The sequence below is a fragment of the Gemmatimonadota bacterium genome (assembly GCA_009835325.1).
Taxonomy (GTDB): domain Bacteria; phylum JAAXHH01; class JAAXHH01; order JAAXHH01; family JAAXHH01; genus JAAXHH01.
In genome coordinates this window covers 101,021-127,129 of sequence record VXWP01000039.1, presented here as the reverse complement: position 1 = coordinate 127,129, position 26,109 = coordinate 101,021, and the positions used below count along the sequence as shown (strand labels likewise).

Genomic DNA, 26,109 nt, shown 5'->3' with positions numbered 1-26,109 from the left:
GTCTGTTTCTGCCCATTTGCCTTCGTTTCGACTGACTTTGTTTTCTAATCAGTCGAGACTCCAGCAAATCCCTAGACTAATCAATTAACGAACCAGGGGAGTTACGCCCTTCGGCGGTGTGTCTAAACGAGGCATCTACATCATTTATACAGGAGGCTCGCATGAAATCCCGCGTGAAGAAATGGGGCAACAGCCTGGCGCTGCGCATCCCGAAACCGGTCGCCGTCCAGATGGGCGTCCGGGACGATTCGCCGGTGGTACTCGTGCTCCGGGGCAAGGAATTGACCCTCGTCCCGCTGGAACGGACCCGGTTCAAACTTCCCGACCTGCTGCCGGGCATCTCGAAACGCAACCTGCACGGCAGAATCAGCATCGGCAGCCACGGCTGAAGGCGAGATACAAGGAGACGAATAATGGCTTCATCAAGCTACGTACCGGTTCGGGGCGAGATCGTGTGGATCTACTCCAGGTCGGGGAAGGGTACCTACCTGCCTTCCGGGCGGCCCGCCGTCACGGTTTCGCCCGAGGCTTATAACCGCCGGGCCGGCCTCGCCCTCTTCAGCCCGATTACCGACGAGGAGAAGGGGTATCCGTTCGAAGTCGCGATCCCCGCAGGGCTCCCGGCAACCGGGATCATCCTGGCCGACCAGCTGGAAAGCGTGGACTGGCGGTCCGGCACGGTGGTGCGTATCTGCACATTGCCCGCCGAGGCCATGGATGACGTCCTGCGAAAGGCCGCGGCGCTGCTGGACGAGGAAGACCGTTCTTGACGGGCTGCCGCATAACCGGCATTACTGTTCAGGATGAATCAGGACTGTTCAGGAAAAAACCGGGTAGTACATATCGGGAGAAACCATTCAGGAGAAACCACAGGGAGGGATTATGTCGATTCTGAACGCCGTCATGGGCAACGCTTCGGAGGTCGAAGTTGAAGAGATGGAAAAGGAGTTCTCGCAGATACTGATCGAGGAAGAGAAACTGGTCAGGGTCTTCAAGCTGGTCAGAGACCTGTTTGCTTTCACGGACAGGCGGTTGATCATGGTAGATAAACAGGGAATATCCGGTCGAAAGACGGAGTACCACTCCATCCCGTATAAGTCGATCACCCATTTTTCGTTCGAGACTGCGGGGCGGGTCGATCTCGACTCCGAGATGAAGGTATGGATTTCAGGTAACGAATTGCCTGTTAAGAAAGAGTTCAAAAAGGGGATTGACGTCACCGACGTTCAAAGAACCCTGGCGAAGTTCACGTTGGATTGATTTTGGGTATGACGGAATGAAAAACCCAACCATGAAGCGTGTCATCAAACCCGAAGGGCTCCACCGGATCGAGCTCGAGGAAGTACCGATTCCCGAACCCGGTCCCGGAGAGATCCGGATCAAGGCGGCGTGCAGCCTCATCAGCCGGGGTTCCGAACTCGGCGGCCGGTACACGCGGGAACACGCCGTGAGCCCGGACATCATGGGCTATTCCCTGACGGGGACGGTGGATGCGCTGGGGGAGGGGGTCGAACACCTGGAAACCGGCGACCGCGTCGTCGCCCTGGCACCCCATGCCCAGTACGTCGTCCGGCCGGCCCGGCTCGTCTTCCCGTGGGACCAGACCGTCGTCATGCCCATGCCGGCGGACCTCTCCTTCGACCACGCCCCGTACTACCCGCTGACGGCCGGTGCGGTCACCTGGGTGGAAGTGGAGGACATCCAGCCCCAGGACACCGTGGTCGTGCTCGGCCAGGGTCTCGTGGGCAACCTGATCCTTCAGGTCATCAAGGCGAATGGCGTGGGCAGGGTGGTGGCCGTGGACGCGCTGGCCAATCGGTGCGTCATGGCGGCGGAATGCGGCGCCGATGTGGTGATCAACGCCCGGGAGGAAGATCCCGTCAGGGCCGTGAAGCGCCTGACCAACGGCCTCGGCGCCGATATCGTGGTCTACGCTGTGGGCGGTCCCGCGGGTCCGGCCGCCTTCGGGCAGGGACTCGACATGCTGGCCTTAGGCGGGCTGATGCATCTGATCGGGCTGTACGAGGATCAGCCGCTTTCGCTGCCTTCGAACAAGATCCAGGGTCGCAAACTGCTGGGCGGGTACTTCCGGACGCGTGCGGGTGCCCGCCAGTCCCGCCGCGCCATGGAACTCCTCGCATCGGGCGCGATCCGGACCGATCGAATGACCACGCACCGTTTCCCCTGGCGCCAGGCAGCGGACGCCTTCGCGCTGCTCTACCAGAAGCCGGGCGATGCGCTGGGGGTCCTGCTCGACTGGGAGGATTGAGCGGCCGCGCCGCCACCCTCGCGGACCCTATTCGATCACTCCAATCCGAGTCGCGTCAGCAGATCGTTCAGGTCCGCCAGGGTCCCGTCGTCCAGGGGGACGTAGGGCTGGCGCGCCCGGGCGGTCTTGATGGCGCCGCGCCGCCGGTAGACGTTCTTGCGGATGGACAACCCGATGCCGGTCTGGGCCTCGAAGCGGATCAGGGGACAGTACCTGTAGAAGGTCTCGGTAGCGCCGTCGATGTCGCCGGACATGTACTTCGTGTGGATGTCCTTCAGGATATCGGGGTAGGCGAAGCCGGTCATGGTGCCCATGCAGCCGTGGCGCAGTTCCTCAAGAAGCATGACGCCGCCCAGTCCGCCGAAGATCTCCACGTCGGGATTGGCCGCGAGCACCTGGCTGGCCTTGCGCGGAGTCGGCTCTTCTTCCAGCTTGAGAAACCGGCATTGCGGAGACTGGTCGGCCACCGTCGCGATGAAGTCGATGCTCATCTGGACGCCGCTGCTGGTGGGGTGGTCCTGGATCACGAGAGGTATGGATACGGCGTCGGCCACCTTCAGGTAGTGGGCGAGCAGGGCCTCGTCCGTGCCCCTGGCCAGCTTCGGCGGCGCCACCATGAGCGAGGAAGCGCCCAGTTCCTCGGCCCGGCGGCTGAGTGCGACGCATCCGTCCGTCCCCGTGTGGCTGGTTCCGGCGCAGACCGGGATCCGACCCGCGGCGGCTTCGACCACGCCTGCGATGACGAGGTCCCGTTCGGCTTCGACCAGTTTGCTGGTTTCTCCCAGGACACCCAGGACGGTGATCCCGTCGATCCCCAGGTCGATGAGGAAGTTGGTAAGGGTCGAGAGGCTGCCTGTATCCAGGCTGCCGTCTTCTTCGAAGGGCGTCGGCGCAATGGTATACACGCCCCTGGGATCTGGAACTGCCATGCTTTGTCCTTTCGGTCTACCGGGTTTCCGCGGTCAGTTGGGCTTAAGCCACCGGCCGTAACCGGGCCGGCCCGTGATCCTGCCGTCCTCGTACACCGTCTCCCCGCGCACCATGGTACGCTGGACGCGGCCCTTCATGGGCATGCCGTGCACGATGCGCATGACATCCCTGGCCTTGGTGAAGCACTGGTTCCGGTCGAAGGTCCACCGCGCGTCCAGGTCCACGAAGGTGAGATCGGCATCGTTTCCGATGGCGATCCGTCCCTTGCCCGGAAGCCGGAAGATCTCGGCCTGGCGGGTCGACATCAGCCGTACCAGGTCGGTAATCGACAGGCGCCCGTCGTTGACCGCGGTCAGCATCAGGGGTGCCATGGATTCCAGGCCGGGCAGGCCGGGCGGAATGGCGAAGATGTCGTCCCCTTCCTTCTCTTCCGGCCGGAATGGTGAATGGTCGCTGCCGACGAACTCCAGGGTGCCGTCGTGCAGGTAGGACCAGAGCGCTTCCACCTCTTCGGCCGGCCGCAGGGCCGGGTTGCACTTGGCGAAACCGCGATGCACGGACAGGACCTGGTCGGTCAGGAAGAGGTACTGGGGACAGGTCTCGGCGATGACGTCGAGGCCCCGCGCCTTGGCCTCCTTCACCATCTGCGCGGCCCGGGGGCTCGAGAGGTGCACGACCTCCACGGGACCGCCCGCCTCGGCGGCCAGGCTCATCATGATGGCGACCGAGGTGTCTTCCACGATGGAGGGCCGGCTTTCCGCGTGGGCCAGGCCGTCGTTGCGGCCCTGGGCGGACAGCTGCGCGATGAGCGTCTCGATCATGGGCCAGTTCTCGCAGTGGAAGCTGTGGCGCAGGCCCGTGGCGGCCGTAGCGGCCATGACGTCCCGCAGCAGCGAGTAGTCCAGGCACCAGAGGCCGAAGAACTCACCCTCGCGATGGGTCGGGGGCGCGGTCAGGAAGGTCTTGAAGGCCACGGCGCCCGCTTCGGCCACCTCGGCGATGAGGTCCACGTTCTCATGGCCGGCCGCGCCGTATAGACCGAAATCGATCAGCGCATTCGCGCCGATGGCCTCGCCCCGCTTCCGGACTCCCTCGGCGGAACTGGCCGCAACCGGAGAGATGGGCATCTCGAGCAGGGTCGTGATGCCGCCGGCGGCCGCGGCGCTCGTGCCGGAGACGGGGTCTTCCCGCTCTTCGTGGCCGGGCGACCTGAGATGCACGTGGGGATCGATCAGGCCGGGCAGCACATGCAGGCCCTTCGCGGATATCTGCTGTGCGCTATCGGGCCGGGCGTCGGGTTCGAGCACGCCCGCGATGCGTCCGTCCCGCACGGCGACCGTGGCGGCAGTCACGCCATCGTGGTTGACGACCAGGCCGTCGGTTACGAGTAGATCGAAGGTGGAAGCCATGGTGTACTCCCGTCCGTCCTTACGCATCCATGTCCAGGACCATCACCCAGGCCGGCGAAGGTCCCACGTCGTACACGTCGAGCGGCGCAAGCGCGCCCGTGACCTGGTCGATTCGGTAGGACGCCAGTCTTCCGTCTGCCTGGCCCGCGGCGTAGAGAAACCGGCCCTGCGGGTCCAGGTTGAAGGCGCGGGGCGTCTTCTCGGTCGGCGTCTGCCCGATGGCACGCAGCAGCCCGGAGTCCGGTTCGATCGCGAATCCGGCAATGCTGTCATGGCCCCGGTTGCTCACGTATACGAACCGGCCGGTCGGATGGATATGGAACTGCGCGCAGGTGTTCTCGCCGGTGAAATCCGCGGGTAGCGTCGACACCGTCTGCATCGCCTCCAGCGTCCCCCGGTCCGGATCGAAACGGTAGGCCGTCACGCTGCATGCCTTCTCATTGTCGACGTATAGCACATCCAGCGTGGGATGGTGGCAATAATGCCGCGGCTCAGTATCCGGGGGCTGCTCCACCCGGGGCGGATCGTTCGGTATCAGCCTGCCGGTATGCTCGTCGAACTTGAACTGGCAGATCGTGTTCGATTCGGACACGTGAGGCACGAAGGCGAATCGGTTCGACCGGTCGGTCTGGATGTAGTGGGCGCCTCGCGCCGTCTTTTGCCGGGCTACCGGCGCCTTCTGGACAATGCCGTCGTCACCGATGGCATGGACGCCCGCCACGGCGTGCCCGTTGGAAGCCGAAAGCAGGAATCGGCCGGTGTTGTCCAGGGACATGTATGTCGTGTCCCAGTCGAAAGGCGTGGTGCCCAGCAGCGTGATGCAGCCCGTTCCGCGATCCAGGCTGTAGGTCTGTACCGACGGCTCGCCGCGCAGTCCGGCGTATAGTCGTTCAAGGCCGCCATCCGCAACCAGGGGCATCACGCCGGCACCCGCGGCGACATCTTCCCTGAAGGTCAGTCCGCCGCTGTCCGGGTCCATTTCGTAAAGGGCGATTTTACCCTCGCCGGTGATGGACAGGTACATGTAAAATGCCATTAAACGCCCCTTCCCACGCGGTGGCAATCGCACCGGGCCGCGGCATCGGAATCGTTCGTATTCGGGCCGGATTCATTGCTGAAAAAACAGGAAATCAATGTGCAGGCCGGTCCGGGTACCGTCAAGGCTTCATTTCCCGCGAGATCAGGCGCCCGGCCGCGACGTCAGCGCCTGGCGAGGAGGATGTCCTGGCGGGTGGTACTGGCGGTCGTCACCTCGACGTTTTCCGATGACCAGGCTTCGGTTGCTTCAGTCTGCGGAACGTACAGGCCGTAAGAACCGGCCGGCATGAAGAAAGCGGAGTACCGGCCCGCGTCATTGGACCGGACCGTCACCGAATCCGTCCCGCCGGGTTGAAAAAGGGTAACGGGGTATCCGGGCAGGGGCACGTCGTCCCGGAGGACCGCGGGCGTGCCGTTATCGTGCTTGACGGTTCCGGAGACCTGTCCCGAACTCGCCAGGTCGACCAACCGGGCCCTGGGCCGGAACCTGAAGCCGGTGATGTCGTGGGGTCGCCGGGTCCCCCCCTCGAGGGTGATCGATCGCATCGGGTCGAAATCGATAACCGCATCGGCTTTTCGATTTCGCTCGACGACTACGGGGGTAGATCCCTGGACGACGATCTCCACGCTGAGCGGTGGCGAGAACACCTCGCTGAACTGCGAACCATTCGTCAGCGTCACGGTTACGCCGTCGAGTTTGAGCCGTGCCGCGTCGTATCTGCCTTCGGCCACGGAAAAGACCTCCACGATACGGGTTTCGCTCCCTCCAAGTTCGGCCAGGTCGATCGTGTGGGGCACGGCGCCAGGGGTTCCGTACTCGCTGTTCGCGGCGGAGCGTACGGCCATATCTGAGAATCGCACGACGACGGATCCGACGTGACGCTGGTTCGGTGATTGCGCCGCCAGCCGGATCTGCAGTTCGCTGAAGACGCTGGACGTCGGTTTGTCGCAACCAAAGGTCGCGAATGCCAGGAGAAGGATCAGATGGAAACGACAGGCTCGTGTTTTCATTGCAGGCAGTTAACGCGTCAAGGGAGCATTTACGTTTATATTGCCAATAGATGGCTGTATGCTATATATATTGAACAGACGACCTGACAAACGGAGTTTTTCGATGATCGGCGTCACCCACAAACTACTTTTTGTTTCCGCCGCCCTGCTGGTCATGGTGTCCCTCAGCGTTGTGCGCGAATCCCCGAAGGCCGAACCGAAGCCCGCTCCTGATCATCCTGTCGACGCACCGGCGTATGCACCACCGGACGTACCGTCGGTCGTACCGGCCGGCGAGCCCATCAAGGTGGGCTGGCACCTCCTGGCCAGCCTGAATTACCGCACCGGCAAGCCGGGCGAGGAGTTGGCGGAACTCGACGGTAAAGTCGTCAAGGTCCCCGGATTTGCGGTTCCACTTGAAGACTGGGCGTCCTCGGTGACGGAGTTCCTCCTTGTTCCCTATGTCGGCGCCTGCATACACACGCCGCCTCCCCCGCCCAACCAGCTCATCTACATCGAAATGGAAAAGGACAAATGGGCGTTTTTGAACGGGTGGAACCCGGTGTGGGTCGAAGGCAAACTCAAGATCGAGATGACCAAGAGCGTGTACGGCTACGTCGGCTTCACCATCACCGGCAAGCGGGTCTATCCGTACGAGTACTGATCCGTGACGCGGATGCCTGCTAGGCACGACGCAGTCTCCAGCATGCACTCAGCGCGCACTTGATTTTATCGGGACGCGCGGTTTTTTTTGAAGGACGTTTCGCAGGGATAGGCTACAAATGAGTCTTGCCATCGATATCCGGAACCTGCGCTTCCGCTACGGCGAAGGCCCCTGGGTGCTGGACATCCCCGAGTTGACCCTCGAGCGGGGGACGCGCGCGTTCCTGTTCGGCCCAAGCGGCAGCGGCAAGACCACGCTGCTCGGCGTGCTTGCGGGGGTCCTGGAAGCGAACGAGGGCGAGGTAATGGTGCTGGACGAGGACCTCGCCTCACTTTCAGGCCCACAGCGGGATGCCTTCCGGGCGGAGCACATCGGATATGTCTTCCAGATGTTCAACCTCATCCCCTACCTCTCGGTGATCGACAACATCACCCTGCCTGTGCGCATGCACGCGGGACGCCGGGGCCGGCTGGACGGCGCGGGCGTGAAGGAATCCGCCGCGCTGCTGGCCGGTCATCTCCACATCGGCGATCTGCTGAGTAAGCCGGTGACCGAACTCTCGGTGGGCCAGCAACAGCGGGTGGCGGCGTGCCGCGCGCTCATCGGGGCGCCGGAGCTCATCGTCGCCGATGAGCCGACCTCCTCCCTGGACTTTGACCGCCGCGAGGACTTCCTCGAGCTGCTCTTCCAGGAGTGCGAGCGTGCCGGCGCAACGCTGGTGTTCGTAAGTCACGACCGCGCCCTGGAGGGCATGTTCTCCCGCACCATCTCGCTCCCCGACGTCAACAAGGCGGTGCTTTAATGCTGGTTTTGGACCTCGCGCTAAAATCGCTCCGCAACCGCGCCTTCAGCACCTCGCTCACCGTGGGCTCCATCGCCCTCAGCGTCGCCCTCCTTATCGGCGTCGAGAACGTGCGCGTGGGCATGCGCGAGAGCTTCTCCAACACCATCAGCCAGACCGACCTGATCGTGGGTACCAAGGGCGGCACGATCCAGCTGCTGCTGTATTCGGTCTTCGGTATGGGCGCACCGACGGAGAACGTCTCGTGGGAGGCCTACCGGCAGTGGGCGGATCACCCGGCCGTCGAATGGACCATCCCCTACAGCCTGGGGGATAGCCACCGCGGATTCCGGGTCATCGGAACGAATGACGATTTCTATCACCGCTATCGCTACCGCGGCGGCCAGGAAATCGCACTGGCTGAAGGCCGGGCGAGCGAAGGCTTGTACGACGTGACCCTGGGCGCGGACGTGGCGTCCGAGCTGAACTACTCGCTGGGCGACGAGATCGCGGTGACCCATGGGATCGGCGAGGTGGGTTTCCTGGTCCACGACCACATGCCTTTCACGGTCGTGGGCGTCCTCGCCAAGACGTTCACCCCCGTGGACCGCGCCCTCTACGTGACCCTCGAGGGCATGGAGGCCATCCACCTGGAGGAAGGTACGTCGTCGGCATCGGACGACGGGCACGCCCACGATGAGGCGGAGGCCCCGACGGACGATGGTCATGTGCACGAGGAAGCGGAAGAGTCGGCCCCGGCAGAAGACGGACACGCACACGAGGCGGAGCCTGAGGCGGCTGCCGCGGACGACGGGCATGCACACGAGGAGGAGGCCCCTGTTGACGATGGGCACGCCCATGATGAAGAGATGGAAGCGGCCCCGGCCGACGATGGGCACGCACACGAGGAGGAGGCCCCTGTTGACGATGGGCACGCCCACGAGGAGGAGACCGAGGCGACCCCGATAGACGACGGACACGCACACGAGGAGGAGACGGCGGCGGCTTCGGCAGACGACGGCCATGCCCACGAGGAAGAAGCGCAGGCGGCCCCCGCGGACGTCGGACACACCCACGAGGAGGAGGCCGAGGCGGTTCCGGCAGAAGACGAACACGACCACGAGGAAGAGACGGAGGCAGCTGCTGCGGACGACGGACACACGCATGACGACGAGTCCGAAGTGGCTGCCGCCGACGACGGACACGCACACGGCGAAGCGAATCTCTCGATTGAAGATGTCGAAGTCACCCAGGTGACCTCGTTCTTCGTGGGCACGACCGACCGCCGGGACGTGCTCATGCTGCAACGCGAGATCAACGACTTCGAGGACGAGCCGATGATGGCCGTGATCCCTGGAGTCGCCCTGAACGAGATGTGGCGGAGCCTGGGTTACGCCGAGACCGGCCTGCGGCTGGTGACCATCTTCGTCGTAATGGTGGGGCTGCTGGGCATGCTGGTCTCGCTCTACACGTCGCTCAACGAGCGCCGCCGGGAGATGGCGATCCTTCGCGCCGTCGGAGCCGGTCCCAACCGGATCGTTGCCCTGCTGGTGCTCGAATCGGCCTGCCTGGCCGCGGCGGGAGCGCTCGCCGGACTTGGCCTGGTGTATGTTCTGCTCTCAGTCGGACAGTCTATCGTCGAAGCACAGGTAGGGCTCTTCATCCCGATCCGGCCCCCCGGTTCCGTCGAGCTGCTCTTCATGGGCGCCGTGGTGACGGCCGGTTTCCTGATGGGCTTCGTTCCCGCCCTCAAAGCCTACCGCACGGCCCTCCACGATGGACTGACGGTGCGGGTGTAGGTAGGCGCTCAGCTCGAAGCCGGCAACCAGGTTCGATGCTGGGTTTGGCCAGTGCTTCAGCCGACCAGCCACAGCTGGTCGGCGACAACCTCGAATTCCTCTCATTTCCTTATAAAACTCAGTGTACTTCGTTTTTCTGTTGACATAAACGGAATTATACTCTATATTTCAGAGTAATCTTTTAGTTATAGTACTCGTTGTTAGGGAGAACATCATGACGGACATCGATAAACTCAAGGAAGACGTGGCTTACGTACGTGCCGCGACGGACCGATCGGAAAGCGTTCCTTTCAGCTCAATTTATGTACTTTGGGCGGTCATCATATTACTCGGTTATCCCATATCTGATTTCGTCGAAGACAAAAGTTGGATTAGGTGGTACTGGCTAGTCGCAACTCCAGTCGGATTTCTCCTGTCCATGTGGCTCGGTTCACGGGCTAGCGCACGCATCGGCCAGGTGGATAAAGAAAGAGGGATGCGTTGGGTAAAACACTGGCTGGCTTTTGTGGTGGCGGGCGTGCTCGGTGGGTTGTTGGTCGCAGGTGGGAAGTTAACCGGCTCTGGCATAGGCGCTTTCTCAGTGCTTCTACTCGCCCTGTCCTATTTTTATGCTGGCTTACACCTGGATCGACGGCTTGTACCGGTCGGCATTGTAATAGGGATCTGTTTTCCCGTCATCCTTTACCTACCGGGATATGGCTCAACCGCCTCGGGTGTTGTCATTTCAGGAGCCCTCTTAGTGGTAGCATTTCTCGGTAAGGGAAAATCAGATGCCTCCATCTGATCCCGACGTTTCCTCCGTGCAGGAACTTGAAGTGCTCGCGGGTCTCCTAGAGCACCGTGTACGCCTTGCCATCTGTGTCCTGCTTTCGAAGCACGAAATGATGTCTTTTAGCAGGCTGAAACAGGTACTAGACGAGAACGACGGTAGCATAGGAACACACCTTCGCAAACTCGAGGATGCCGGTTACCTGTCAATCGAAAAGACGTTCCGTGATCGGCGTCCTGTGACCTGGTACCAGCTCACCGAAGAGGGTAAGCGTCGCCTCAAAATACACGTGTCTAACCTGATGAAATTGCTCAGCCGTGCCAATGATTAGTCCGTCAATCATACGTACACTCTTTATTGTCTTCCTTCTATCATTCGCGGGCTATGTTTCCGGTCAAGATCCACAGGTAAGTGTGCGAGGCAGGGTCTATTCCGATAAGGGAACGCCCTTACCCTCCGTAAATGTATATCTGCATGGTACAATGATTGGTGCATTTACAGATGAACAAGGATTCTATCAAATTTCCGCCCCGAGGACAAAAGAAGGCTACACCTTTGTTTTTTCGCACATCGGATATGAAAACCAAAAGCGGAAGGTAAGAAAGGTGGGCAGTCAATCCCTTGTTATCGACGTCAGGCTGAAACCCGTCCTGTTGGAACACCGGAGTATTACGGTAACAGACCATGCGCTAAATGGTGATGAAGAAACCGGTGTTACGCTGACCCCTCTGGAGATAGTGACAACAGCAGGCAGTTACGCCGATGTCTTTCGCACAATCCAGACTTTCCCTGGAGTGCAACAGGTAGGTGACGATGCCGGCCTCTATGTGAGAGGAGGCGACGTATCAGAAACCGCCGTTGTCCTGGACGGAGCTTATCTGTATCACCCCTACAGATTCGAGTCACCGAACGGCGGATTTACGGGGACAGTATCGCCGTTCTTGCTAAAGGGAACATACTTTTCGAGCGGCGGGTACGGGGTGGAATACGGGAACGCACTCTCGGGCGTGCTCAGTATGCAAAGCAGGGACATGCCTGAACGATTCGGGATAAGGATGGGGTTGGGACTCGCTTCTTATTCAGCGCAATTAGAGATTCCTGTAGTTCACGAGGTTCTGGGATTGTCGGTATCCGGTAACTATGGCGATACCCATTATCTCTATCGGTTCAATGGAACAAGTCAGGTGTTTTCTAAATATCCGGTATCATACGACTTTAATTTAAACTGGACCTACCGGTATGCGCCTGGAGGTACCTTCAAGCTGTTTTACTTCAGGGACAGTGACGATATTGGTGTCGAAATCGTACAACCGGGCGATCCCTTACATTACAAAGGAAACAGCCGTCAGAACTTCATGAATCTGAGATGGAGGCAACTTGCGGGCGAAAGGTTAATGTTCACCGGAAACGTCGCATTCACCGATTACGGACACCGAAAACAGATTGGAATGCTGGATCTTGACTCGGAGGACAGGCTCTACCAATTACGACTCAGAGGCGAGTATGTTTGGAAGCATGTGCGCGTGCATGCGGGGTTCGAATCCTATGAACACCGACACTACCTTAGTGGCCAGATTCCGGTTGACCCTACGTCAGCCGAATTGAATCCACGTTTGGATGTATCGCATCTGGATACTGGTTACCGGTCGACGAGACTGGCCTCCTTCGTGGGATTAAACGGTAAGTGGGCAGGAAGGATAGGATTCGCCGGCGGACTTCGCCACGAACAGATAATGTCCACGAACGAGCGTGCGCTCGATCCACGTTTCCGTATTACGCTTCCGCTTAGTGCCGGCTGGAATGCCCTTATCTCAATTGGAACATACCACCAATTCCACAACCCATCCCGCCAAACTAAACTCGTGGAACAAAGTCTATTGAAGGCGATGAAATCTACGCACTACATCACCGGCCTGAACTTCCAGAACGAAGACTCCATGTATCGGCTGGAAGTCTACCGGAAAATCTATACGCGATTACCGCTGAACGACATGAACCCGCGTAACCTCAACGGCGGCCACGGATACAGTCAAGGTGTGGACGTTTTTATGAAACGCGATTGGAACAGGTTGAGTGGTAGAATCTCCTACAGCTACATCAAGACGCAACGACTGTGGGAAGAAGCACCGCATCTTGCTTCGACCAGGTTCGACATAACTAACAACCTAAACCTTGTTGCAGATATGGCGATTGCCCTGAATTTTCGGCTGGGGTTGAGCTACAGATACGCTACAGGAAAACCATACACCAGCGGTCCGCACACCTATCACGATCAACGCCTGCCATCCTATCGAAGGTTGGATTTAAACCTGACCTTTTTACACCGGTTTCTCGGTTCCAAGCCGGATGTATTCTATCTATCGGTCGCTAACGTGCTCGGACGCGAGAATATCCTGGATTATATCTACTCACGCGACTTCCTGAGACGTAGCACAGTCAGGTCTTCGACTTTGAGAACCGTTTACTTCGGACTGTCCATCAACCTGTAAATGCGAGGTCATCATGAAGCGACTGTATATTGTGTTTGTGACATGGGCGTTCTTTCCTGCCGTATTGTCGGCACAAAGCCCTGCAACTACCGGCCATCCAGATTCATTGTTGATTCAAGTACGAACCCAGATGCATAAGGCGAACAGTTTATTTGAAACCGGAAAACTAGCCGAAGCCCGGGCCACCTTCGAGCGGATTCTACCCATGGCCGAGAAGCCGTGGCTAATACACTACTATATCGCCTTGGCTGACCGATATCTGTCGCAGCACTACTACGAAAGCGATACAGACTTGGCCAACAGACACCTTGACGCCGGCATCGATCAATTAGCAACTAGCATTGAACTGAAGGAAAACTTCGCAGAAGCCCATGCGCTCCAATCATCTCTTTATGGCATGAAGATTGCCCTTTCGCCATGGAAGGGTATGATTCTAGGTCCGCGTTCGAAGAACGCAATGGACAGGGCCGTGAAATCCGATCCCGATAACCCGAGGGTTCTATTGCTGTCGGGTATATCTGCCCTGGAAACTCCACCGATGTTCGGAGGAAGTTCCAAGGAAGCCCGCGAACTGCTCCTGAGATCCGTGGATCGATTCGAGACCTACCAACCCGTATCCGAAGTACATCCAAGTTGGGGTCGCTACGAAGCCTATGCGTGGCTGGGTCAGGTCGCCGTTGAATTGGATGATAACGACGCCGCGAAGGCATACTACGAAAAGGCTCTGGAGATCAATCCAGACGGAGGATGGGTCCGATATCAGCTTGTGCCGGCGTTGGAGAAGCGGATGGGCAACAACTAACCAGAACTGAGGGTAACGATTACCCTACCTTTGCGCAATCAAACGTTGCAAGGTGTGCGTAGTTCACTCGTTCAGGTGTCCGATGCTGTGGTGAACCTAGGGCCAAAGGTCTGTTCTATGACGATTGTAACCGTACCCGGATGCACACGGATGATACTATTGTTCAACAACTATAACCGGTACTAAGTTAAACATAGAATAAGTTGAGTGGTGACGGCCGGTTTCCTGATGGGCTTCGTTCCCGCCCTCAAAGCCTACCGCACGGCCCTCCACGATGGGCTGACGGTACGGGTGTAGGAGGGCTCAGCGAAACCGCAGGATCCCCTTCCTGATGTACACCTTGCACTCCTCGGACCCGCATTGCATACGGTAGTCATCCCTGTCGACATTCCTCCATTGCATCCCGAACTTCTGGTGCTTCAGATTGTAGGTGTTCTCGTCGCAGCACCGCCAGTAGGTACCGATCCTGGCGTCGATGATCCATCCCAGGTCCCGTCCGTTGACGGACAGACGTCCCTGAATGTCGAAGTGATACAATCCGGAATTGTGCTGTGCTCCATCCAGCCTCCACACCTTTTCAGGGCGGTAGTGGATCTGGTCGCTGTAAGGATCACGCGTAAAGGTGATCGTGATTTCACCGACTTCAGTGCTCACGCCAAAGTCACCGGAATGACTCCTCGGGACCGTCAGCACACGAATGAACGTCTCGGGTCTTAAGCTGTTGAAAGCGGACCTCCATTCCGCCCGCGATGCCGGCACTTCGTTGTTGACGATCCGCAACGCGTGTATCCTATCAGCCCGGCGCAACAGTTCCGCCTCGATGGCCGGTACCAGTTTGTCTGAATTCGTCACGGCCAAGGGAGACCAGGCGAGCCTGCAGATCCTGTTCACTTCACGCTCGACGCCCGCAACGGTCACCTGGCTTTTGATGAAGTACAACGTCCTGAACAGCTTGTTCGAGTAAATCCCTTCGTTCCAATCGCCGTCCGAATCCACGAAACGCGAGCTCCACGCTCGCAGCTTCGTATTGGTACCGATGCGCCAGCTCGACGCCTTCTCCACGATGATGAACTCCGCCTTGTCCTCAATGGTCGTCATCACGTCGAGCAGGCCCTCCCTCGCGCCGTGCGCATAATGACTGGCGTTTGTATCGCTGTCCCGGTCGTAGAAGAAGAACGCAAACTCGTCGGCCACATTCACACCGACGGCGACGCCCAGGACGTTCGCTTCACCGCGGAAGTCCTGGATGAACGAGTAGTGTCCCTCGGCGCCGACGCCCTTTCTTCCGTCCACGATTCTCCAGTAGGACCGGTTCGGCCGGGTCGAATTTGGAAAGTACCGGACCGTCTCGATGCCCACGTACACGTCGCTGATTCGACGAAAGTAGGGATACGTATCGATGTACTGGAAGACATGGCGGAACCGGTTGTTCTCGAGCTTCTCGCTCCCGTCCCCATAGTCGATGGACGCGATCTCCGCATAACAGTCCTCATCGCCCGGCACGGCATCACCCGGCGCGGCATTCCCCGGCGTGGCATTCCCCGGCGCGGCATTCCCCGAGTGCTTGCCATCCACCGATTTCGTGCCATCCACAGGGTATGAGCCGTCCTCGTTCGTAGATTCATATGGCGATGCAAAGTGGGAAGCCGTGTACGTTCCGATGAACAGGGAGAACAGCACGTAGCCGGTGAGCCGCCAGATTCGCTGTTTCATGGTACTTGTCTCCAGTTAATGGTTTAAAATATATACTAAATGAGCCTGTAAACCAGGTCAAGCGCTCCGGGGAGCCGAAGGACGTTCCTTCCGGGGCATCAAAGGCGGTTCCGACCGCTGTTTTAGATTGACACCCGTCGCTAGATCAGCCTATATTGCCGCCTGTCAGGTGGGGTGTCTGAGTGGCCGAAAGAGACGGTCTTGAAAACCGTTGTACCTTTGCGGGTACCGTGGGTTCGAATCCCACCCCCACCGTCCAGCGACGCGGAAATCTCTTGGGAGAGGTGCGAGAGTGGCTGAATCGGATCGCCTGCTAAGCGATTGTGGGTCAAAAACCTACCGAGGGTTCGAATCCCTCCCTCTCCGTTCGTAGTCAATTCGCTGTTCTTCATCGGCAGCATGGCGGACGCCACCGGGTTCCGGACCGAACCGGAACCCCGGGAGCCCCATCCACGTAATGCCAACGGGAGCACCACCTATGAGGTACCAGCTAAAGCGTATCGACCCATGGTCCGCGTGCAAGATCACCTTCCTCATCGCCGGCGCCGTGGGTTTCGTGGTCGGAGCGCTATACGCCGTGATGATCACGTTGATGGCGAGTTTCATGGGCATGGTGGGGATGTCCGAAGGCATGCCCGACGAGATGGGTTACATCGTGGGGGCCACGGGCTTCATCGCGGTCATAGCCTGGATCGTGATTACCATCCTGTACGCCGTGCTCGGTGCCCTGGTGGTCTCGCTGGCCACCTGGTTGTACAACCTGTTGGCAGGCGCGATAGGTGGGGTGACCATGACCCTGGAGCCGCCGCCTTCCGTCGTGCCAGCGGCAACACCCGCACCGGCGGACGCCACGCCCACTGCCACGCCTCCCGCCACCGATGCTTCGACCTCGGCGACAGACGCCGGCGGTTCGGATCCGCAGGCATCCTGACGACCCATGTCCCGGCCCGTACGCGTTCGCTTCGCCCCCAGTCCCACCGGACTTCTCCACATCGGCAGCGCCCACACGGGCCTGTTCAACTGGCTCTTCGCCCGCAGGGAGAAGGGCCGTTTCCTCCTGCGCATCGAAGACACCGACACCGCCCGCTCCCGATCCGAGTGGGTCGATGCCATATTCGAGGTGTTGGAGTGGATGGGCGTGGACTGGGACGAAGAGGTAGTCTATCAGTCCCAGCGGTTCGACCGGCATGTCGCCAGGGCCCGGGCCCTGGTCGATAGCGGCAAAGCCTACCGGTGCTACTATCTGCCCGAAGAGCTGGAAGCGAAAAAGAAGGAAGCCCTCGCCGAGGGCCGGTCCTGGCGGAACGACCGCCGCTATGCGGACCTCACGGATGCCGAGGCCGAAGCCCTGGAGGCAGAGGGCCGCAAGCCGGTCATCCGGCTCAAGATCCCCGAGGGGAAAACCGTATTCCAGGACCGGATCCTGGGTGAGATCGCGGTGGAGAACGAGACCATCGACGATTTCGTCATCGTACGGTCCAACGGCACGCCCCTGTACCACCTGGCCGTGGTGGCCGACGACGTGGACATGAACGTGTCTCACGTCATCCGAGGCATCGACCACGTCACCAATACCACCAAGCATATCCACCTGTTCCGCGCCCTGGGTGCCGAGCTGCCCGAGTTCGCCCATCTTCCCAGCATCCTGGGGGAGGACAAGAAGAAGCTATCGAAGCGTCACGGCGCCGTGTCCGTCTCCGAATACCGCGACGCCGGCTACCTGTCCGACGCCGTGGTCAACTTCCTCTCGTTGCTCGGGTGGCAGACCGGCGACGACCAGGAGTTCTTCACCCGCGCCGAGCTCATGGAGCGGTTCTCCCTGGACCAGGTCCACAAGCGGGACACCGTCTTCGACCTGCGCAAATTCGAGTGGCTCAACGGCCAGCACATCATGGCCCTGTCCAACGAGGAACTGTGGACGCTGGCGAAGCCGTTTCTGGTACGCGCAGGACTCATCGGTGACGAAGAACCGTGCGGACAGGACGACGGGCTGGTAGGCGGTCGACCCGTAGATCACGACTACGTCCTGGAGGTCGTCGGCTTGCTGCGGGAACGGTGCCGCACGCTGGCCGATTTCGCGGTCCAGGGCAGGTTCTTCTTCACGGACGACTTCGGGTATAATCCAAAGGCCGTCCGGAAGCACTGGTCGAAGGATCCGGATGGCGTTGTTGCGCGGATCAGCTGGCTACGCGACGAATTCGCCGCGCTTGCAGCGTTCGACACGGAAGCAGTGGAGGAGGTCGTCCGGAACCTATCGGAACGGGAAGGATTGAAGGCGGCCCAGTTCATCCATCCTTGCCGCGTGGCGCTGACCGGCGAAATGGCCGGTCCGTCCCTGTTCCATCTTATCGCCGTCCTGGGGAAAGCGGCGTGTGTCGACCGTTTGGAGAAGGCATTGGTGCGTCTTCCGGAAGTGGTCGAACAGGCGGCGATTGGCGAAGGATAGTGCCCATGACGCTATACGAAGCGTGAAGAAGTTGACGAAACCAAACTTGGAAAGTAAAAGGGTAAAAACCCGGAGAGAAAACAGACTTGGAGAAGGGGTAAAACAATGTCAGATCAGAACGCCACTGAAAAACTCCGCTACTCGATTACGATAAACGCTTCGAGGGACAAGGTGTGGCAGGCCCTGTTCGAGGACGAATCTTTTCGAAGGTGGACGAGTCTTTTCGCCGAAGGGTCCTACTTTGTCGGGGACTGGAGCGAAGGCAGTGAAATACGGTTCCTGAATGCGGGCAACGACGGCATGATCAGCATGATCGACGCAAACCGGACCCACGAGTTCATGTCCATACGGCATCTCGGGTATATTGTCAATGGCGTGGAGGATACGGATAGCGACGAGGTGAAATCATGGACGCCGGCGTTCGAGAACTACACGCTGAAGGACGTGGAAGGCGGTACCCACTTGACCGTTGAAACGGACACGTTCAACGACTACGTGGAGTACTTCAACGAGACCTGGCCCAAAGGGCTGGACGAGATCAAGCGGATCGCCGAAGGGTAACAGGCGTTTTACCGTCGTTCTACGCCTAGGTGCTCGTGGGTGGTCAAAGGTATTTCATCATTCCGACGATCAGCGCGGACATGCTGATCATACATATCATCATCTTGATGACGGCGCCGCTGATCTGCTTTTCAAGGTCCGATTTCATCGCAGCCATTTCGGCCCTTAAAACAACAAGATCTTCCTTCGTGGCGTATCGTTCCAGGTCCTCTTTCGTGGCGCACAGTTCAAAGTCTTCCTTCGTCGCGAATCGCTCCAGGTCTTCCTTCGTCGCGAACCCGGCCAGATCCTCTTTGGTCGCGAATCCCGCGAGATCTGTCTTCGTCACCAGGTCGTTCCGGCTCCACGTCATCGCCTTGACGATGGCTTCCGCCTGCCTCGTCTCGATGCCCGCGGCTTCGAATTCACGGACCGTGGCGTGGGTATCTATGGGATAATAGGACACGGCGTCTCCTGCATCGGTTGAATGCGGTAAATCGGACTGTTTACGGATTAGTCAGATTTGAGCGAAGACATCTCGGCATTTTATTTTCAGGGATCGTGATTGCCGCGTTCGAACAATCCCAAGCCCCTGATCCCAAGCCCCTGATCCCGATCCCTAATCCCGCTTCCGGTACCACCGGTACTCGACGATCATTCCCGCGATCAGCACGATGCAGCAAAGCACGTAGGGCATGCGCAGTCCGATGAGCTGCGCCAGCAGGCCGCCGACCAGCGGTCCGGATACCATGCCCATGCCGACGATCATCTCGTTGCGCGCGCCCTTTTCCCCTTTGCGTTCCTCCTGGAAAAAGGAATAGAACTGGCTGGCAGAAAAAGCGGCGCCGACCAGCAACCCGACGGTTCCGAAGGCGAAGGCCAGCACCACGGTGGCATCCTGCGTCGCGACGACGATCATGCCGGCAACGGCGGCAATCTGGGGAATGACGAGGGGCCTGAGGCGGAACTGCCACCAGGTCGTGTACCGCGCGATGAGGAAGACCGTCATCTGCAGAAGCCGCGGAATGGCGAGCAGTATGCCGAGCGTATCGGGCCGGATGAGGAGCTCGCTGGCGAGCTTGGGGAACTGGTTGTTGAGCATGCCGATCATGAAGAATGCCGTGAAATTGGCCGTCCAGGCGATCCAGCGGAAGCGCGCCGTGTCCTCGCGCGAGCGTCCCTGTGCCTCCTCTGCCGGATCCTCATCCTGCGTTGTGACGGACCGGATACGCAGAAACGTGATCGCCAGCGTGAGCAGGACCATGCCGATCGTGCCGGTGGCAAAGGGCACGGATGGACCCACGAGGTAGAGATAGCCCCCCGCCAACGGGCCCAGCATGAATCCCATGGTCCAGAACATGTTGAACGTGCCGAGGGTCTTGACCAACTGGGTCCGGCTGCGGCCCTCGGCCAGCATCGCCTGCACCGACGGCCAGAAGAGGGCCAACAGTCCCCAGCCCATGGCCGTGCCCGCGAGCAGCATCCAGTAGTTCACCGCCAGAAAGAGCATGCCGAACACCAGCGCGGTCAAGCCGGAGGCGATGGCCAGGATCCGGCGCCGGTCGAAGCGGTCGGCCAGTTTGCCCGTGAAGGTGCAGGCCAGGGTGAAGCTGAGGGAACCCGCGGTGCCTATGAATCCGAGTTCCACCACGGAAGCGCCCAGGTCCAAGGCTCTGAGCGGCACGGCGAAGGATACCAGGCCCGTGCAGAAATCCATGACAAATGCGGAAGTGAACAGGAAGTAGTCGGAACGCTTGAGCACGGGTTACGTATGACTCCGGGTGGCCTGGGTGGAGGAAGACGCTTGCATCCGCGGGTCTATGACAGGCTGCGCTGCGCCGTGCCGCGGGAGAAGTAGTTGGAGCCCAGCAGTACGACAGACACGAGGAGCAGCAGCAGGACGGCGTAGGCCGCGGCGCTGCCGATGTTGAACTGGCGCAGGTGGGACAGGATCTCCATGGCGATGGGCCGGTTGTCGTAGACGTAGAGCAGGATGGAGGCCACGAATTCACCCAGGGCCGTGACGAAGGCCAGCAGCGTACCGGCGAGCACGCCCGGACCGATGAGGGGCAGGGTGACGCGGCGGAAGGCGTAGAACCACCCCGCGCCGAGGTTGCGCGCCGCTTCCTCGAGGGAGTCGTCCAGCTGCCTGAAGGCCGCCGCGGACGCCCGGAACACGATGGGCAGATGGCGGACGAAGTACGCGATGGGCAGGAGCCAGAAGGAACCCACCAGCACCTGTCCGAAGCTGAAGGGCGTGCCCTGGCTGAAGGCGACGATCAGGTTGATGGCCACCACCGTGCCGGGCAGGGCCCACGGCACCATCACGAGGGCATCGAGCAGCTTGCGGCCCCGGAACGTGCCCTTGACGACCAGGTAGGCCGCGGTGACGCCGATCGCCACGTCGGCCGCCGTGGAAACCACCGCCATGTTGAGGCTGTTCCGGATCGGTTCCCAGAAGGTGGGGTCCTGGAAGAGGCGACCGTAGTTTTCCGACGTATAGACCTGGGGCAGGATCTGGTGGGTCCACGTGCCGTCCTGGACGAAGGACAGCAGGAGGATAGTCAGATGGGGCAGCAGGAGCACCACCACCATGGCGATTCCCGCGGTGCCCGCGAGCAGGCGCGCCCAGCGTCCCCGGATTTCGCGCCGGACCGTTGCCGTGCCCTTGGTGCTCATGGCGTACTGCCGCCGCCCCTCGTAACGGCGCATCCAGAACAGGAAGGCGATGGAGAAGGCGGAGAGGACCACGGTCTGCGTGACGGCCATGGCCATGTCGCCGTTCAATTTGGACGTGTAGATGTTGAGGCTCAGGAAGCGGAATCCGCCCGCGAAGATGAAGGGTGCGCTGAAGGAATTCATGGACGTCATGAAGACCAGGAGCGTCGCCCCCACCATGGCGGGCGTGAGCAGGGGCAGGGTGACGGTCCGGAAGCTGAACCACGACGACGCGCCCAGATTGCGGGCCGCCTCCATGACCGCGGGATCGATGCCCCGAAGCGCCGCCGAGGTGAAGAGGTAGAAGAAGACGTACATGGTGTAGCCGTGCACGAGCAGCACGGCCCACACACCGTTCAACGAAAAGGGCGGCCGCTCGAGCCCCAGGGCCGCCTGGATGAGGCGCGGGACCATACCGCTTTCGCTGTAGAGAAACAGGAAGGCGAGCACGCCCACCAGCGGCGGGAGGACGATGGGCAGGATGGCCAGCGCGGAAAACACGGACCGGCCGGGAAAGTCGTAGTGGGTGAAGATGAGGGCCAGGGGGACGCCGATGAGGGCCGACAGCAGCACGCTGCCCACGGAGACCATGACGCTGTTGAAGAGGCCTTCCATATAGGACGGGCTGTCCGGATCGAAGAACTCCCCGTAGTTGCCGAAGCCGAACTGCCCTTCCCGGAACAGGCTCTCCCACAAGACGAGCGCCGCGGGATAGACGATGTAGCCGAGCAGGATGAATCCCAGGGGGATGAAGACGAGGGTTCGGGGTTGCCGGAGAAAAGCGTACAGGTTCATGGTCCGGTTCAATCTCTCAGGATGATCGCCTGGTCGCCGGGAATGCGGACGCGCACGGCATCGCCGGGCTGACGCGCGGCCATCGGGCCTTCCGCGTACTCCACGACCTGTATGGAGACGCCTCCGGCATCGACGGTGAACTCGACCGTAGCACCTTTGAAACGCCGGGTAGTCACGACGCCGCTCACCGTGCCTTCCGTATCCTCGTCGGTCAACTTCGCGGCCTGGGGATGGAGGGCCAAGTACACGGGGCCGCCGGGGCCAGCCGCCGGGTCGGAGTCCTCGGACAACACAACGGCCAGTCCGCTCGCGTGGCGGAAAACCGTCCTGCCCCCGTCCTTATCCAGCACCCCCTCCCAGAGGTTCATGTTGCCCATGAAGGCGGCCACGAACCGGTTGGCCGGCCTGCGGTAGATCGCGTCGGGGCGGTCCAGCTGCCGGCACACACCCTCCTCCATGACCGCGATCCGGTCGGAAACGGCCAGCGCCTCCTCCTGGTCGTGGGTGACGTAGATGGCCGTGATACCCAGCTTGGTCTGCAGCTCCCGGATCTGGTCCCGGGTTTCTTCCCGCAGCTTGGCGTCCAGGTTGGACAGCGGCTCATCGAGGAGCAGCAGGTCGGGTTCGATGACCACGGCCCGCGCGAGGGCCACCCGCTGCTGCTGTCCGCCGGACAACTGGGGCACGGGACGCTGTTCCAGCCCGGCCAGTCCCACCAGGTCGAGGGCCCGCGCCACGCGATCCCTGGTCTCGGTTGCAGCCACCTTCCGCGTTCGCAGGCCGAAGGCCACGTTCTCGAAGACGGTCATGTGGGGAAAGAGGGCGTAGTTCTGAAACACCATCCCGGTGTTCCGCCGGTTGGCGGGCACGTGGGTGACGTCCTGGTCGTCGAAGAGCACGGTGCCGGAGGTGGGGAAGATGAACCCGGCGATCATGCGGAGGATGGTCGTCTTGCCGCAACCGCTCGGTCCCAGGAGACTGAAGAACTCGCCGTCGGCCACCGTCAGGCTGATGCCTTTCACGACCGGGGTGTCATCGAAGTGCTTGGTGAGGCGATTGAGGGTGACCTGGGCCATGGGCGGAGATCAGAATAGGGCGCGGATCAGTATGAAGCTTAGATCAAAACGGGCCGCGGATCAGAACCGGCCGCAACGGCAGGCGAAAAGAGCTAACCCCGGTCCTTGATGTTGTCGTCCCAGTACTTCATCCAGGTGCTGGACTGTTCGGAGAAGACCTTCCAGTCGATGTCGAAGGGGGCGACGGAAAGATCGGCCATCCACGCGGGCAGGCGGTCTTTCGGGATATCGCCCCGGGTCGGGATCCGGTAGTACTCCGCGGCCTGCAGGACGGTGTGATCCACATTGGTGACAAATTCGTAGAAGAGCCGGGCGTCGTCGGGGTTCTTGCCGTTGGCGATCAGCGCGATGCCGTCAGTCAGCACGGGCGCGCCACTCCTCGGCACCACGAAATCGAAGGGATAGCCGTACCGGTCCACCTGCATCATGATGTCGCTCATCAGCCAGATAGACACCAGTCCTTCCTTCCGGGCGAGCTTCTGAAACATCATGTTCGGATCGGCGGCGTAGTCCTTCGTGTTGGCATCGAGCCGCGTGAGCCACGCGTACCCCGCGTCGGGAACCCGGGTGTCCCGGTACGTGCGCCAGATCATCCCCGAGTAGACCGTCCGCATCGTGCCGGACGCGAGCGGGTACCGGATCACGATCAGGTCCCGCCACCGGGGGTCGAGGAGTTCGTCCCAGTCCCCGGGCGCCGTCTCCTTCGTCAACTCGAGATTGTTGAAGGCGATGACCGGTATCAACTGCGCCGTGCCGTACCACCGGTCTTCCTCGTCCCTGAACTCGGGAAGCAGGGCGTCCGCCCAGGTCGGCCGGTAGGGACTCAGCAGGCCCTCGTCGGCGGCCTGGATGAAGTTGGTCGCCGGCGCGCCCCACCAGACGTCGCCCTGGGGATTGGTCCGCTCCGACCGCACCCGGTCCAGCACGTCCTGCGAGCCCATGTCGAGCCACCGGACGTCCACATCGGGATGAGCGGCCTCGAAGAGCTTCTCGAACTCGGGCAGGATCGGCTTGCCGTGGGGCGAATAGACCGTCACGACGCGCCGGTTCGAATCGCCGCTGCCGCAACCCAAGGCGATGATGACCGTGCACGCTGAAACGGCCGCGCACAGCACCAATGTCGTAAAGCGTAGACCCAGACCCGTCTTCATTACGTTCCTTTGTAAACCTGGTAATCCCGCGTAACCTTCGCCGCGACGCTCCGTTTCACCGAATCCGGAAAGCCCCGGGACGTGGCTAGAAAGTACCACGGCGGGCGTACAGTGTCAACGCGGATTTGGCGGAACGTCGGGTCGTACAAGGCGGCAAGGACACGGCTGCACGGGGTCGCGCAAGGCGGTGCGGACACGGTTCCGCCGGGGCCCTCAACCCAGGGTCAGGCCAGCCGATTCACCACCGCCTGCGACCGCTGTATGTCCCCGCAGTAGACGCCTTCGAATACCGAGTCGGGCACGGCCGCGACGATTCGCCGGGCCAGGTCCATGCTATCCTCGTCACCTGCGCAGGAGAGGTACAAGGAAAGGGGTACGGATTCCGGAAAAGCTCGCCGGTACGCCTCGGGATGACTTACGACGCCAGCGATGACTTCGGGTGTTACCGGTTCGTCCTGTCTCAACCCGGTCAGACGGCCCACGCGCTCCGGCCGGTGCACCTGCCGCTCGTCCAGCGGGATGCCGACGGCCCTAAGGGTGGCGACGACCACGCCCCGTGTCGTCCCCGCCGGCACCACGGGCTCATGGTCCCCGGGCGCCTTGAACAGCCGGGCCCGGGCGCCGTCGGCCTTCATGAGCAGCAGGTCGGGCGCGCAGACCTCCCGCAACTTTTCCAACTCCTCCGCGTCCAGCCCCTTGAGCTTGTCCGGCCGGGGCCGGGCGCCGAGGACGGTCACGTGTCGGCGCGTTTTCAGTTCAGGGGGAATCAACTGCGGCCAGCCCGGCGTTTCGGCGGTCACGTAGAATCCGCGCGTCTGCTTCGACGTCGGCGGATGCAGGTGCGTGGTGGAGGACGTGATGACGACGTCTCCACGATCGACGGCCTCGCCGGCCAGCCGGTACATCAGCGTGGCCTTGCCGCCGCTGCCGACGATGGCTACGGCGTCTCCCCGGCGAATCCCAAGCGTGTCGAGGAAGGGCGTTTCCGCCGCCGGTCCGCTCACCACTCGCCCCCCGGACGGATATGAATCGTTCGGGGCCGCCGCTGCAGGAAGCGCCGTACGAGGACCATGCCGACGAGGAATCCCCCGATGTGGGCGTACCAGGCCACGCCGTCGCTACCGATGCCCAGGATCTGTCGCAGGAACCAGATCCCGAGTACGATGATGGCGGGCACGTGGATGATCTGGATGAAGATGAACAGCAGGACGAAGGTCTTGATGTAGGCCTTGGGATACAGGATGAAGTAGGCGCCCAGGATGCCTGCGATCGCCCCGCTGGCGCCGATCATCGGGATGGCGGAATCGGGCTCGGATACCACGTGCACCATGGTGGCGCACAGGCCGGTCAGGAGGTAGAAGAGCAGGTAGCGGCCCGCCCCCATGGCGCTTTCCACGCTGTTGCCGAAGATCCACAGGTACAGCATGTTGCCGGCGAGGTGCATGAAACCCCCGTGGACGAACATGGCCGTGAACAGGGTCAGGGGGAAGGGCACTAGAGCGTCCGGGTAGAGCAGGGAGGTGCCCGGAATGGGAATCTCGTTCCGGTCGACGAAATGGGTCAGTTCTAAGGGAATGGCCGCGGTCTTGAAGATGAAGATCTGCTCGCCCACCGGTCCCAGGACGAACTGGAACAGGAAGACGGCCACGTTGGCCGCGAGCAGCCCGTAGGTGATCACGGGCCGGCCATAGGACGGGCTTTCAGCCTGGAGAGGTAGGAGCATGGGCAGG

General features: G+C 61.0%; 26 protein-coding genes and 2 tRNA genes. 16 read left to right on the top strand and 12 right to left on the bottom strand.

The window, feature by feature from the left end; translation table 11 throughout:
• Positions 1 to 161: 161 nt before the first annotated feature.
• The 4 genes from F4Z81_05095 to F4Z81_05080 all read left to right on the top strand — a co-directional run bounded on the left by F4Z81_05095 (position 162) and on the right by F4Z81_05080 (position 2,269).
• On the top strand, positions 162 to 389 hold the full coding sequence (locus F4Z81_05095) for an AbrB/MazE/SpoVT family DNA-binding domain-containing protein (protein MXW04429.1): 228 nt from the start codon (positions 162 to 164) through the stop codon (positions 387 to 389).
• 24 nt (positions 390 to 413) lie between these two features.
• Positions 414 to 770, top strand: a complete 357-nt coding sequence (locus tag F4Z81_05090; GenBank protein ID MXW04428.1) for an mRNA-degrading endonuclease — start codon at positions 414 to 416, stop codon at positions 768 to 770.
• Positions 771 to 882: 112 nt separating this feature from the next.
• Positions 883 to 1,260, top strand: a complete 378-nt coding sequence (locus tag F4Z81_05085; protein ID MXW04427.1) for a PH domain-containing protein — start codon at positions 883 to 885, stop codon at positions 1,258 to 1,260.
• A gap of 16 nt (positions 1,261 to 1,276) precedes the next feature.
• Complete coding sequence (locus F4Z81_05080; GenBank protein ID MXW04426.1) at positions 1,277 to 2,269, top strand: zinc-binding dehydrogenase; 993 nt, start codon at positions 1,277 to 1,279, stop codon at positions 2,267 to 2,269.
• 35 nt (positions 2,270 to 2,304) lie between these two features.
• Here F4Z81_05080 and F4Z81_05075 read toward each other — a convergent pair whose 3' ends face one another.
• From F4Z81_05075 to F4Z81_05060, 4 genes are all read right to left on the bottom strand, one after another.
• Entirely contained in the window at positions 2,305 to 3,198 is an 894-nt protein-coding gene (locus F4Z81_05075) for a dihydrodipicolinate synthase family protein (GenBank protein MXW04425.1), read from the bottom strand.
• Positions 3,199 to 3,231: 33 nt separating this feature from the next.
• Positions 3,232 to 4,635, bottom strand: a complete 1,404-nt coding sequence (locus F4Z81_05070; protein MXW04424.1) for a dihydroorotase family protein — start codon at positions 4,633 to 4,635, stop codon at positions 3,232 to 3,234.
• Positions 4,628 to 5,644 carry a lactonase family protein gene (locus tag F4Z81_05065; GenBank protein ID MXW04423.1) on the bottom strand — a complete coding sequence of 339 codons (1,017 nt, stop codon included), beginning with the start codon at positions 5,642 to 5,644 and terminating at the stop codon, positions 4,628 to 4,630. Before F4Z81_05065 ends, F4Z81_05070 begins: the two co-directional genes overlap by 8 nt.
• A gap of 164 nt (positions 5,645 to 5,808) precedes the next feature.
• Positions 5,809 to 6,657 (bottom strand): DUF4382 domain-containing protein, encoded by an 849-nt coding sequence (locus F4Z81_05060; protein ID MXW04422.1) that lies wholly within the window; start codon positions 6,655 to 6,657, stop codon positions 5,809 to 5,811.
• Between the two features lie 154 nt (positions 6,658 to 6,811).
• Here F4Z81_05060 and F4Z81_05055 point away from each other — a divergent pair, with 154 nt between their 5' ends.
• The 7 genes from F4Z81_05055 to F4Z81_05025 all read left to right on the top strand — a co-directional run bounded on the left by F4Z81_05055 (position 6,812) and on the right by F4Z81_05025 (position 13,940).
• Positions 6,812 to 7,300, top strand: coding sequence for a DUF3299 domain-containing protein (locus F4Z81_05055; protein ID MXW04421.1), 489 nt, complete (start codon positions 6,812 to 6,814; stop codon positions 7,298 to 7,300).
• A 118-nt stretch (positions 7,301 to 7,418) separates the two neighbouring features.
• The gene (locus tag F4Z81_05050) at positions 7,419 to 8,102 is read left to right on the top strand and encodes an ABC transporter ATP-binding protein (protein ID MXW04420.1); all 684 of its coding nucleotides are present in this window, start codon (positions 7,419 to 7,421) and stop codon (positions 8,100 to 8,102) included.
• The gene (locus F4Z81_05045; protein MXW04419.1) at positions 8,102 to 9,880 is read left to right on the top strand and encodes an FtsX-like permease family protein; all 1,779 of its coding nucleotides are present in this window, start codon (positions 8,102 to 8,104) and stop codon (positions 9,878 to 9,880) included. Before F4Z81_05050 ends, F4Z81_05045 begins: the two co-directional genes overlap by 1 nt.
• A gap of 214 nt (positions 9,881 to 10,094) precedes the next feature.
• Positions 10,095 to 10,664 carry a hypothetical protein gene (locus tag F4Z81_05040; GenBank protein MXW04418.1) on the top strand — a complete coding sequence of 190 codons (570 nt, stop codon included), beginning with the start codon at positions 10,095 to 10,097 and terminating at the stop codon, positions 10,662 to 10,664.
• Positions 10,651 to 10,980 (top strand): helix-turn-helix domain-containing protein, encoded by a 330-nt coding sequence (locus tag F4Z81_05035; protein MXW04417.1) that lies wholly within the window; start codon positions 10,651 to 10,653, stop codon positions 10,978 to 10,980. Before F4Z81_05040 ends, F4Z81_05035 begins: the two co-directional genes overlap by 14 nt.
• Positions 10,967 to 13,138, top strand: a complete 2,172-nt coding sequence (locus F4Z81_05030) for a TonB-dependent receptor (protein MXW04416.1) — start codon at positions 10,967 to 10,969, stop codon at positions 13,136 to 13,138. The genes F4Z81_05035 and F4Z81_05030 overlap by 14 nt, the downstream gene beginning before the upstream one ends.
• A gap of 13 nt (positions 13,139 to 13,151) precedes the next feature.
• The gene (locus F4Z81_05025; protein ID MXW04415.1) at positions 13,152 to 13,940 is read left to right on the top strand and encodes a tetratricopeptide repeat protein; all 789 of its coding nucleotides are present in this window, start codon (positions 13,152 to 13,154) and stop codon (positions 13,938 to 13,940) included.
• 303 nt (positions 13,941 to 14,243) lie between these two features.
• Here the strand turns inward: F4Z81_05025 and F4Z81_05020 are convergent, their stop codons facing one another.
• Positions 14,244 to 15,653 carry a hypothetical protein gene (locus tag F4Z81_05020; protein MXW04414.1) on the bottom strand — a complete coding sequence of 470 codons (1,410 nt, stop codon included), beginning with the start codon at positions 15,651 to 15,653 and terminating at the stop codon, positions 14,244 to 14,246.
• A 168-nt stretch (positions 15,654 to 15,821) separates the two neighbouring features.
• Between F4Z81_05020 and F4Z81_05015 the strand changes: the two genes are divergently transcribed.
• The 5 genes from F4Z81_05015 to F4Z81_04995 all read left to right on the top strand — a co-directional run bounded on the left by F4Z81_05015 (position 15,822) and on the right by F4Z81_04995 (position 18,660).
• Positions 15,822 to 15,908, top strand: a tRNA-Ser gene (locus tag F4Z81_05015).
• A 23-nt stretch (positions 15,909 to 15,931) separates the two neighbouring features.
• A tRNA-Ser gene (locus F4Z81_05010) sits at positions 15,932 to 16,019 on the top strand.
• Positions 16,020 to 16,110: 91 nt separating this feature from the next.
• Positions 16,111 to 16,584, top strand: coding sequence for a hypothetical protein (locus tag F4Z81_05005; GenBank protein ID MXW04413.1), 474 nt, complete (start codon positions 16,111 to 16,113; stop codon positions 16,582 to 16,584).
• A 6-nt stretch (positions 16,585 to 16,590) separates the two neighbouring features.
• The gene (locus tag F4Z81_05000) at positions 16,591 to 18,099 is read left to right on the top strand and encodes a glutamate--tRNA ligase (protein MXW04412.1); all 1,509 of its coding nucleotides are present in this window, start codon (positions 16,591 to 16,593) and stop codon (positions 18,097 to 18,099) included.
• 105 nt (positions 18,100 to 18,204) lie between these two features.
• On the top strand, positions 18,205 to 18,660 hold the full coding sequence (locus F4Z81_04995; protein MXW04411.1) for an SRPBCC domain-containing protein: 456 nt from the start codon (positions 18,205 to 18,207) through the stop codon (positions 18,658 to 18,660).
• A gap of 43 nt (positions 18,661 to 18,703) precedes the next feature.
• Here the strand turns inward: F4Z81_04995 and F4Z81_04990 are convergent, their stop codons facing one another.
• The 7 genes from F4Z81_04990 to F4Z81_04960 form a co-directional block, all read right to left on the bottom strand.
• On the bottom strand, positions 18,704 to 19,153 hold the full coding sequence (locus tag F4Z81_04990; protein ID MXW04410.1) for a DUF1640 domain-containing protein: 450 nt from the start codon (positions 19,151 to 19,153) through the stop codon (positions 18,704 to 18,706).
• A gap of 105 nt (positions 19,154 to 19,258) precedes the next feature.
• Positions 19,259 to 20,401 carry an MFS transporter gene (locus tag F4Z81_04985; GenBank protein ID MXW04409.1) on the bottom strand — a complete coding sequence of 381 codons (1,143 nt, stop codon included), beginning with the start codon at positions 20,399 to 20,401 and terminating at the stop codon, positions 19,259 to 19,261.
• 56 nt (positions 20,402 to 20,457) lie between these two features.
• Positions 20,458 to 22,152 carry an iron ABC transporter permease gene (locus F4Z81_04980; protein ID MXW04408.1) on the bottom strand — a complete coding sequence of 565 codons (1,695 nt, stop codon included), beginning with the start codon at positions 22,150 to 22,152 and terminating at the stop codon, positions 20,458 to 20,460.
• A gap of 8 nt (positions 22,153 to 22,160) precedes the next feature.
• Entirely contained in the window at positions 22,161 to 23,228 is a 1,068-nt protein-coding gene (locus F4Z81_04975; GenBank protein ID MXW04407.1) for an ABC transporter ATP-binding protein, read from the bottom strand.
• Positions 23,229 to 23,320: 92 nt separating this feature from the next.
• Positions 23,321 to 24,379, bottom strand: a complete 1,059-nt coding sequence (locus tag F4Z81_04970; GenBank protein MXW04406.1) for an extracellular solute-binding protein — start codon at positions 24,377 to 24,379, stop codon at positions 23,321 to 23,323.
• A 224-nt stretch (positions 24,380 to 24,603) separates the two neighbouring features.
• A complete protein-coding gene (yqeC, locus tag F4Z81_04965) occupies positions 24,604 to 25,383 on the bottom strand; it encodes a putative selenium-dependent hydroxylase accessory protein YqeC (GenBank protein MXW04405.1) in 780 nt (259 codons plus the stop codon).
• Positions 25,380 to 26,102, bottom strand: coding sequence for a rhomboid family intramembrane serine protease (locus F4Z81_04960; protein ID MXW04404.1), 723 nt, complete (start codon positions 26,100 to 26,102; stop codon positions 25,380 to 25,382). Before F4Z81_04960 ends, yqeC begins: the two co-directional genes overlap by 4 nt.
• Positions 26,103 to 26,109 lie beyond the last annotated feature (7 nt).

Bases quoted from the DNA above. Each gene is read 5' to 3' on its own strand.
- F4Z81_05095 (MXW04429.1), top strand. From the start codon at position 162: ATGAAATCCCGCGTGAAGAAATGGGGCAACAGCCTGGCGCTGCGCATC.
- F4Z81_05090 (MXW04428.1), top strand. From the start codon at position 414: ATGGCTTCATCAAGCTACGTACCGGTTCGGGGCGAGATCGTGTGGATC.
- F4Z81_05085 (MXW04427.1), top strand. From the start codon at position 883: ATGTCGATTCTGAACGCCGTCATGGGCAACGCTTCGGAGGTCGAAGTT.
- F4Z81_05080 (MXW04426.1), top strand. From the start codon at position 1,277: ATGAAAAACCCAACCATGAAGCGTGTCATCAAACCCGAAGGGCTCCAC.
- F4Z81_05075 (MXW04425.1), bottom strand. From the start codon at position 3,198: ATGGCAGTTCCAGATCCCAGGGGCGTGTATACCATTGCGCCGACGCCC.
- F4Z81_05070 (MXW04424.1), bottom strand. From the start codon at position 4,635: ATGCGTAAGGACGGACGGGAGTACACCATGGCTTCCACCTTCGATCTA.
- F4Z81_05065 (MXW04423.1), bottom strand. From the start codon at position 5,644: ATGGCATTTTACATGTACCTGTCCATCACCGGCGAGGGTAAAATCGCC.
- F4Z81_05060 (MXW04422.1), bottom strand. From the start codon at position 6,657: ATGAAAACACGAGCCTGTCGTTTCCATCTGATCCTTCTCCTGGCATTC.
- F4Z81_05055 (MXW04421.1), top strand. From the start codon at position 6,812: ATGGTGTCCCTCAGCGTTGTGCGCGAATCCCCGAAGGCCGAACCGAAG.
- F4Z81_05050 (MXW04420.1), top strand. From the start codon at position 7,419: ATGAGTCTTGCCATCGATATCCGGAACCTGCGCTTCCGCTACGGCGAA.
- F4Z81_05045 (MXW04419.1), top strand. From the start codon at position 8,102: ATGCTGGTTTTGGACCTCGCGCTAAAATCGCTCCGCAACCGCGCCTTC.
- F4Z81_05040 (MXW04418.1), top strand. From the start codon at position 10,095: ATGACGGACATCGATAAACTCAAGGAAGACGTGGCTTACGTACGTGCC.
- F4Z81_05035 (MXW04417.1), top strand. From the start codon at position 10,651: ATGCCTCCATCTGATCCCGACGTTTCCTCCGTGCAGGAACTTGAAGTG.
- F4Z81_05025 (MXW04415.1), top strand. From the start codon at position 13,152: ATGAAGCGACTGTATATTGTGTTTGTGACATGGGCGTTCTTTCCTGCC.
- F4Z81_05020 (MXW04414.1), bottom strand. From the start codon at position 15,653: ATGAAACAGCGAATCTGGCGGCTCACCGGCTACGTGCTGTTCTCCCTG.
- F4Z81_05005 (MXW04413.1), top strand. From the start codon at position 16,111: ATGCCAACGGGAGCACCACCTATGAGGTACCAGCTAAAGCGTATCGAC.
- F4Z81_05000 (MXW04412.1), top strand. From the start codon at position 16,591: ATGTCCCGGCCCGTACGCGTTCGCTTCGCCCCCAGTCCCACCGGACTT.
- F4Z81_04995 (MXW04411.1), top strand. From the start codon at position 18,205: ATGTCAGATCAGAACGCCACTGAAAAACTCCGCTACTCGATTACGATA.
- F4Z81_04980 (MXW04408.1), bottom strand. From the start codon at position 22,152: ATGAACCTGTACGCTTTTCTCCGGCAACCCCGAACCCTCGTCTTCATC.
- F4Z81_04975 (MXW04407.1), bottom strand. From the start codon at position 23,228: ATGGCCCAGGTCACCCTCAATCGCCTCACCAAGCACTTCGATGACACC.
- F4Z81_04970 (MXW04406.1), bottom strand. From the start codon at position 24,379: ATGAAGACGGGTCTGGGTCTACGCTTTACGACATTGGTGCTGTGCGCG.
- F4Z81_04960 (MXW04404.1), bottom strand. From the start codon at position 26,102: ATGCTCCTACCTCTCCAGGCTGAAAGCCCGTCCTATGGCCGGCCCGTG.